This window comes from Serratia sp. PF-27 (assembly GCF_030053255.1).
GTDB classification, from domain to species: domain Bacteria; phylum Pseudomonadota; class Gammaproteobacteria; order Enterobacterales; family Enterobacteriaceae; genus Serratia; species Serratia bockelmannii.
Genome location: NZ_JASGBT010000005.1, coordinates 52,107 through 60,059, shown reverse-complemented (window position 1 = coordinate 60,059; position 7,953 = coordinate 52,107). Strand labels below are relative to the sequence as shown.

Here is a 7,953-nt window from a genome sequence, read left to right as displayed (position 1 = left end):
TGACCCGGCGGCTTGTCAGTCGTTGTTCCCGGTCAGTGGAGGCGCATTATAGGGAGTTCTCGGCAGGCCGCAACCCCTATTTTCAATATTTTTTCCGACCGTTGAATGTTTAACCAAAACACCGTTAAAGCGGCAGTTTTTTCAACGATTTAAAGCCATAACCCTGCAAAACGGGCAATAAAGCGTCAGTATCTTCATTTAACGCCATGCAATACGCCAGATTCTCTTCCTGGCTCGAGACCAGATTTTCCTGCGTTGAGATGAGCCAGGCGGTGCGGCGGGCAATCGCCGCGCCGGAATCCACCAGCCGGGTGCCTTCCGGCAACACCTGCATCAACTCTTCAGCTAATAGAGGGAAATGGGTGCAGCCCAGCACGACGGTATCCGGCGGCTCGCGCATGCTCAGCCACGGATGCAGGATCTTCTTCAGCACCGGCAGCGGCACGGCTTCGCCATGGAGCTTGGCCTCCGCCAGCTCCACCAGCTCTGAAGAGCCCAGCAGTTCAATCTTGCAGTCGGTGGCGAAACGGGAAATCAGTTCGTGGGTGTAGCTGCGCTGTACGGTACCGCGGGTCGCCAACAGGCCGACAATGCCATTAACGGTAAGACGGGCCGCCGGTTTGATGGCGGGCACCACGCCCACGACAGGGAAACTGAAACGCTCGCGCAAGGCCGGCAAGGAAACGGTGCTGGCGGTGTTGCAGGCAATGACGACAATCGCCAGAGGATGACGTTGCTGTACCGCGCCGACAATTTCCAGCACGCGCTCAACGATAAACTCTTCGGACTTCTCGCCGTAGGGGAACGCCACGTTGTCGAAAGCGTATATATAGTGGAGATCCGGCAGCAACTGCCGAATCTCCTGATACACCGACAGCCCGCCGACGCCGGAATCGAAAACCAGCACCGTCGGGCGAGGTGTGGCGGTGCTGTTAGAAGGTATAGCTTCCAGTGAGGTAGTATTCTCTTCCTGGAGTAGCGTAGCCATAGGCCGTCTCATAATCTTTATCAAACAGGTTGGCAATTCTACCACGAACTGTCAGATGAGATGTGACCGGATACGAAACTGCGAGATCCCACAGACTCACGCCGCCAAGTTTAACGCTTTGTTCCGGATAGGTACTGTAATCCTTGTCATAACGTTGACCCAGATATTGATAAGTCACCGCCCAGTCAAAGTCATACAGCTGCCAGTCCAGCTCATATTTCACCTGCTGCTTGGCGCGCCGCAGCAGCACTTCATTGGTCTTGGCGTTGCGAGGATCGACATAGTCATAACCAATCTGATGCGTCAACGGGCCGGTATCAAACGAGGCCGTAGCTTCAATCCCTTTGATGGTCGCCTTACCCACGTTGTAATAGACGTAGTTGGTTTCCCCCGTGGAATCGATCAAATTGTCGATGTCGTTGCGATAACCGGAGATGCGCCAGGTCACCGGGCCGGTCAGCCCTTCAAAGCCACCTTCCCACTGCTTGCTTTCTTCCGGTTTCAGATCGGTGTTGTTACCGAAGTTGCCGTATAGCTGGCTCATATTCGGTGCTTTGAACGCCGTGCCATACGATGCGATAAAACGGTATCCCTCGACGAATTCCCAGGCCGCGCTGGTTTGCCAGGTGCCATGCCAGCCAAACTCGGAATGATCGTCACCTCGAATCGCGCCTTCCAGCGTTACCGGGCCAACCAGTTGCTGCGCAGTCAGGTAGATGCCTGCATCACGTTGGCTTTTTTCACCCTTCACGGTGGTGGAATCCGGTTTGATTTTCTGTTGCTGCCAGTCGACGCCAGAGCTTACGGTACCCTGTCCAACCTGCAGCGTATTGCCCCACTGCAGGTTGTACTGTTCGGAATCCACCAGGCTGGCCGAGCTGTCATGCATGCCGAGGCGAGGATCGTAATCGTAATCCTTGCTATGGCTGTAGCTGCCAATCACTTGTGTTGCGTAAATGCCTTCTTTATAGCGCAATCCGGTATCCCAGGTTTGGCTATACAGTTTGCGCGTATCCAGCAGAGGGCTGGTCGGTGAGGAATAATAACTATCATACGCCGTGCGGTTGTCGTAACCATACCCGCGCACAAAACCGCTGACCGATTCGCTGAACTGGTGCTCAAGCGCGCCATACAGCGACTTACTCATAAAGCCATCGCGATCCTGCTGGCTTTGCATGCCGGTGCTGCCGTAGGCCACCACGTCATACCCTTTGGTGTAGGTGTAGTCACCCGCCACCGTCGCCACGGTGCTGTCGCCCAACGGCTGTTGAGTCGACGCGTCATAGGATTGATAGCCGTTAGAGCCGACGCCGGCTGAGAGCGTCGAGCCGTTCTTTTCGCGGGTGGTAATGATGTTGACTACGCCGCCGATGGCGTCGGAACCGTATACCGCCGAACGCGGGCCGCGAATGTATTCGACTTTCTGCACCAGCGAAATCGGGATTTGGCTGAGATCGGAAGAACCGCTGACGCCCGCCTGATTAAGGCGAATGCCGTCAATTAGCACCAGCACATGGCTGGAGTTGGTGCCGCGAATAAACAGCGAGCTCTTTTGTCCCAATCCACCGTTTTGGCCAACGTCCACGCCTGGCAAGCGGCGCATCACGTCGGTCAGGCTCTTGGCCTGCCAGCGATCGATATCGTTACGGGTGACGATGGAAGTCGGTGCCAGCACAGAAGAAACCGGCTGCGGGAAACGGTTGGCGGTCACCACCAGGTTATCGCCATTCTTGGCTGTGGTGTTGTCTTGCGCCCATCCAGAAAAAGCCGTGACGGAGGAGACCACCGCCAGCAGCGTATTTTTTGTAATTGTCATGAGAAAAGCATCCAAACTTAATTGGCGGATGCCGCAGGATCATGGCCGGTAGTTCGCGACGGCCACGGACATTGCGACGTAACACCGGCAGGTCTTCGGGCTTGGGATTTGCGGGCCGCGGGGCGCGACCAGCAACGGGCGATGACTTCCCATCCTGCAGTGGACAGTGTCTGCGTCGAAACGCTATCGCCGTGACTTCCCCTTACCGCTGCGCGTCAGCTCCGGATTCACACCGGATTCCCTTTTCACTCGCTGCTTGAGGCCGGACGGCAATGCTACGATCAATGAAAATAGATGTCTAGACTGCTACTAATGTTACAAATAATAAACGCGACAAAACTGGACTTCACGGGCTGATTCCCTACAATCCCCGCTGATCAAATTTGCCTGACGAGAAGACACACATGACGCCCGAGAATTTGCCTATTGAACGTTACGATGACCAACTGGCGGAGAAAGTCGCCCGCCTGAAGACGTTGATGTCACCGTTCGCGGCGCCCGAGCCGGAAGTGTTCCGCTCGCCAGTCGACCACTACCGCATGCGCGCCGAATTCCGCATCTGGCACGACGCGGACGACATGTATCACATCATGTTCGATCAGCAGACCAAGCAGCGTATTCGCGTCGACCAGTTCCCGGCGGCCAGCGAGCTGATCAACCGCCTGATGACCGCCCTGATCGCCGCGCTGAAACCGGAACCGATCCTGCGTCACAAGCTGTTCCAGATCGATTATCTGTCGACGCAAAGCGGCAAAATCATCGCCTCGCTGCTGTACCACCGCAAGCTGGATGACGTTTGGCAACGGCGCGCCGAGCAGTTGCGTGACGATCTGCGCGCTCAGGGTTTCGACCTGCAACTGATCGGCCGGGCGTCGAAGACCAAGATCATGCTCGACCAGGATTATGTTGACGAAGTGCTGCCGGTCGCCGGCCGCGACATGATCTATCGTCAGGTGGAAAACAGCTTCACTCAGCCCAATGCGGCCATGAACGTGCAGATGCTGGAGTGGGCGTTGGCGGTCACCGCCGGTTCCAAAGGCGATTTGCTGGAGCTGTACTGTGGCAATGGCAACTTCTCGCTGGCGCTGGCGCGCAATTTCGAGCGCGTGCTGGCGACCGAGATCGCCAAGCCGTCGGTGGCGGCGGCGCAGTACAACATCGCCGCCAACCATATCGACAATGTGCAAATCATCCGCATGGCGGCAGAAGACTTCACTCAGGCGATGAACGGAGTACGCGAATTCAACCGGTTGAAAGGCATCGATCTGAGTGGTTACAACTGCGAGACGATTTTCGTCGATCCGCCGCGCAGCGGGCTGGACGAGGAAACGGTGAAGATGGTGCAGGCCTACCCGCGCATTCTGTATATTTCATGCAACCCGGAAACGCTGTGCGCCAACCTGGAAACGCTGCAGGCCACCCACCGGGTCAGCCGCCTGGCGCTGTTCGATCAGTTCCCGTATACCCATCACATGGAATGCGGTGTGTTGCTGGAAAAGCATCGCTGATACGACAGGGGCGCCATGATGGCGCCCCGTTTCATTACGATTCTTGAGTCGGCGCATCCGGCGCCTTGCGCGCCTTCAGTTTCATCCCGATCCACAGCACCAGCGCCACGCAGATCACCGACGGCAGGAAGTTGGAGCCGATCTGCGGATATTCGGCGCGCACGATGGCGCTGTACAGCAGCAGCCCCAGCAGGAAACAGGCCGCCGCCAGCTTCGGCATGCCGTCCGGCATGGCGCGGTTCAGGTAACGCTGATGCAGGCAGTACACCGCCAGCACCAACGCGATCAGCGGGAAGATCGAAAACGGCACCACCGAGCTGAACAGCGCAGCAAAGGAACCGTTGATCGAAAGGCCGGCAATTAACGCCAGCAGTAAGGTGCCATTTTCACGGCCTGGTTTTTCCATCATTTTTTACCTTTTTTATACGTGGGACACAGAAGCTTTTTCTTGTTCGCGACGATACCAGTAATACGCCCCTTTGGAGATCATCCGTAGCTGCAGCACCAGCCGTTCTTCCAGCTGCTGCCGCTGCTCGACGTCGATATCCAGCGCTTCCGCGCCGGCGCTGAACACGATGGTGACCATCGCTTCCGCCTGCGCTTCGGTAAAACTGCGCGGCATGTGGTTTTCCAATTCGAGGTAGTCCGCCAGTTCAGCGATGAAATGCTGGATCTCGCGCGCCACTGCCGCACGGAATGCCGCCGACGTGCCGGAGCGCTCACGCAGCAGCAGGCGGAAGGCGTTCGGGTTGTTGCCGATAAATTCCATAAAGGTGGACACCGAGGTGCGGATTACGCTGCCGCCCTTGGCGATGCGTTGGCGCGCCTGGCGCATCAACTGACGCAGCATCAGGCCGCTTTCGTCCACCATGGTCAGCCCCAGCTCGTCCACATCGCGGAAATGGCGATAAAACGACGTGGGCGCAATGCCCGCCTCGCGTGAAACTTCCCGCAGGCTCAGGCTGGCGAAGCTGCGTTCGGCGCTCAGCTGGCTGAAAGCGGCTTCGATCAGGGAACGACGAGTCCGTTCTTTTTGTTGTGCTCTGACGCCCATATGCATATCCGGATAGGTTCCATTTTCTCAGTCTAACGCCCTAGACTCGGCAATATAGCAAATTTTATTGCAACAGCATTTATACTAACGCGCTCTATCACACTTCCGCCCTGAGCCGATTGTGCTTTGACTCAAAAAGCCTAATGGTGATTGGGTGAGCAGCGCTATGATGTTAAGATACCGTTGTAATCTTGTATAAAAAAACAGGTCTCTCCTACATGCAACAGCACTATCAATTTGATGCCATTGTGATTGGCTCGGGCCCTGGTGGTGAAGGTGCCGCCATGGGGCTGGTGAAACAAGGCGCCCGCGTGGCCGTTATCGAACGGTACAATAACGTAGGCGGCGGATGTACCCACTGGGGCACCATCCCTTCCAAAGCCCTCCGCCACGCCGTCAGCCGCATTATCGAATTCAACCAGAACCCGCTTTACAACAACTCGCGCACGCTCAGCGCGACCTTCCCTGACATTTTACGCCACGCCGATAACGTCATCAGCCAGCAGACCCGAATGCGCCAAGGGTTCTATGAGCGGAACCAGTGCAAACTGTTCGCCGGCGACGCGCGCTTCATCGACGCCAACACCGTCAGCGTCAGCTACATGGACGGCACCCAGGACACCATCCGCGCCGATCACATCGTGATCGCCTGCGGCTCGCGTCCTTACCATCCGGCCAGCGTCGATTTCAACCATCCGCGCATCTACGACAGCGATTCCATTCTCGAGCTGAGCCATGAGCCACGCCACGTGATCATTTACGGCGCCGGGGTGATCGGCTGCGAGTATGCGTCCATCTTCCGCGGCCTGAACGTCAAGGTCGATCTGATCAACACCCGCGATCGTCTGCTGGCGTTCCTCGATCAGGAGATGTCGGATTCGCTCTCTTACCACTTCTGGAACAACGGCGTGGTGATCCGCCACAACGAAGAATTCGAGAAGATCGAAGGCACCGAAGACGGCGTGATCGTGCACCTGAAGTCCGGCAAGAAGGTGAAAGCGGACTGCCTGCTGTACGCCAACGGCCGTACCGGTAACACCGATTCGTTAGGGTTGGAGAACGTCGGCCTGGAGTCGGACAGCCGCGGGCTGCTGAAAGTGAACAGCATGTATCAAACCGCGCTGTCGCACATTTATGCGGTCGGTGACGTCATCGGCTATCCGAGTCTGGCTTCCGCCGCCTACGATCAGGGCCGCATCGCCGCGCAGGCGATCGCCTCCGGTGAAGCCAGCGGTCACTTAATCGAAGATATCCCGACCGGCATCTACACCATTCCGGAAATCAGCTCCGTCGGCAAAACCGAGCAGGAACTGACGGCGATGAAGGTGCCGTATGAAGTGGGCCGCGCCCAGTTCAAACATCTGGCGCGTGCGCAGATCGCCGGGATGAACGTCGGCAGCCTGAAGATCCTATTCCATCGCGACACCCTGCAGATCCTCGGGATCCACTGCTTCGGCGAACGTGCGGCGGAGATCATCCACATCGGTCAGGCGATCATGGAACAGAAAGGTGAAGGCAATACTATCGAGTATTTCGTTAATACGACCTTCAATTATCCGACCATGGCCGAAGCCTACCGGGTGGCAGCGCTTAACGGCTTAAACCGCCTGTTTTAACGCGTTGTCGATGTAGCCCTGCATGTGCTCGCGGATCGCTTCGGCCAACTGCTCATAACGGCTGCGCAGTGGGGAACCGGGGCGATACACCAACGCGATGGTGCGCTTCGGCTCCGGCTTGTAGCAATCCAGATAGCAGACGCCATCGCGCTCGCGCTGCGGCGGCACCGCCAGGGACGGCAGCAGGGTAATGCCGCTGCCGGCCGCGACCATATTGCGCAGCGTTTCCAGACTGGTGGCGCGGAAGTGGGTATCCTCGTCCGCGCCCGCCTGGAAGCAGAAGCCCATCGCCTGATCGCGCAGGCAGTGGCCATCTTCCAGCATCAGCAGCTTTTCTCCCGCCAAATCCGGCATCGCCACGCGCTCGCGCTGCGCCCACGGGTGATCGGAATACACCGCCAGCTTCATCGGTTCATCGAACAGAGGCACTTCGATAAACGCCTCGGTTTCCTTCACCAACGCCAGAATGGCGCAGTCCAGCTTGCCGCTGTCGAGTTGCGCCAGCAGTTGGTGGGTTTGCGCTTCGTGCAGGTACATTTCCAGTTTCGGGAAGGTTTTGTGCAGCGTCGGGATGATCTGCGGCAGCAGATAAGGCCCCACGGTCGGGATCAGACCGATGTGCAGCGGCCCGGACATGGCCTCGCCCTGCTGGCTGGCCATCTCCTTCAACACTTTCACTTCGCGCAGCACGGTACGCGCCTGCTCCACCAGCAACAGGCCCGCCTGGGTGAACAGTACCTTGCGGCTGGTGCGTTCGAGCAGCATGACGCCCAACTCGTCTTCCAGCTTGCGGATCTGCCCGCTCAGCGTGGGTTGGCTTACATGGCATGAATCGGCCGCGCGGCGGAAGTGCCGGTGCTCGGCCAAGGCGACCAGATACTCTAAATCACGAATATTCATTGTTTCCCTCCATTCCATGATAGCTCATGGCGATAGATAAGATAGCAATGAGCGATTAGATCTATCAAGCC

At 57.5% G+C, this 7,953-nt stretch carries 7 protein-coding genes and 1 riboswitch; of the genes, 2 read left to right on the top strand and 5 right to left on the bottom strand.

Annotated elements, in window-relative coordinates; genetic code table 11:
- Positions 1-124: 124 nt before the first annotated feature.
- Both murI and btuB read right to left on the bottom strand, forming a co-directional pair.
- The gene (gene murI, locus QMZ29_RS01845; protein WP_025921004.1) at positions 125-988 is read right to left on the bottom strand and encodes a glutamate racemase; all 864 of its coding nucleotides are present in this window, start codon (positions 986-988) and stop codon (positions 125-127) included.
- Positions 933-2,804: a TonB-dependent vitamin B12 receptor BtuB gene (gene btuB, locus QMZ29_RS01840; protein WP_261427556.1), complete on the bottom strand. Its 1,872-nt coding sequence runs from the start codon at positions 2,802-2,804 to the stop codon at positions 933-935. The genes murI and btuB overlap by 56 nt, the downstream gene beginning before the upstream one ends.
- A 69-nt stretch (positions 2,805-2,873) precedes the next feature.
- Positions 2,874-3,093: riboswitch (cobalamin riboswitch) on the bottom strand.
- A 115-nt stretch (positions 3,094-3,208) separates the two neighbouring features.
- Here btuB and trmA point away from each other — a divergent pair.
- The gene (gene trmA / locus QMZ29_RS01835) at positions 3,209-4,312 is read left to right on the top strand and encodes a tRNA (uridine(54)-C5)-methyltransferase TrmA (RefSeq protein WP_043140961.1); all 1,104 of its coding nucleotides are present in this window, start codon (positions 3,209-3,211) and stop codon (positions 4,310-4,312) included.
- Positions 4,313-4,346: 34 nt separating this feature from the next.
- Here the strand turns inward: trmA and QMZ29_RS01830 are convergent, their stop codons facing one another.
- Both QMZ29_RS01830 and fabR read right to left on the bottom strand, forming a co-directional pair.
- Complete coding sequence (locus QMZ29_RS01830) at positions 4,347-4,718, bottom strand: YijD family membrane protein (protein ID WP_025304650.1); 372 nt, start codon at positions 4,716-4,718, stop codon at positions 4,347-4,349.
- Positions 4,719-4,733: 15 nt separating this feature from the next.
- On the bottom strand, positions 4,734-5,366 hold the full coding sequence (gene fabR, locus QMZ29_RS01825) for an HTH-type transcriptional repressor FabR (protein WP_004931044.1): 633 nt from the start codon (positions 5,364-5,366) through the stop codon (positions 4,734-4,736).
- A 218-nt stretch (positions 5,367-5,584) separates the two neighbouring features.
- Here fabR and sthA point away from each other — a divergent pair, with 218 nt between their 5' ends.
- Positions 5,585-6,982 carry a Si-specific NAD(P)(+) transhydrogenase gene (sthA, locus tag QMZ29_RS01820; protein ID WP_004931047.1) on the top strand — a complete coding sequence of 466 codons (1,398 nt, stop codon included), beginning with the start codon at positions 5,585-5,587 and terminating at the stop codon, positions 6,980-6,982.
- Here the strand turns inward: sthA and oxyR are convergent.
- Complete coding sequence (gene oxyR / locus QMZ29_RS01815; RefSeq protein WP_025304651.1) at positions 6,965-7,882, bottom strand: DNA-binding transcriptional regulator OxyR; 918 nt, start codon at positions 7,880-7,882, stop codon at positions 6,965-6,967. The genes sthA and oxyR overlap by 18 nt on opposite strands.
- Positions 7,883-7,953: the final 71 nt, after the last annotated feature.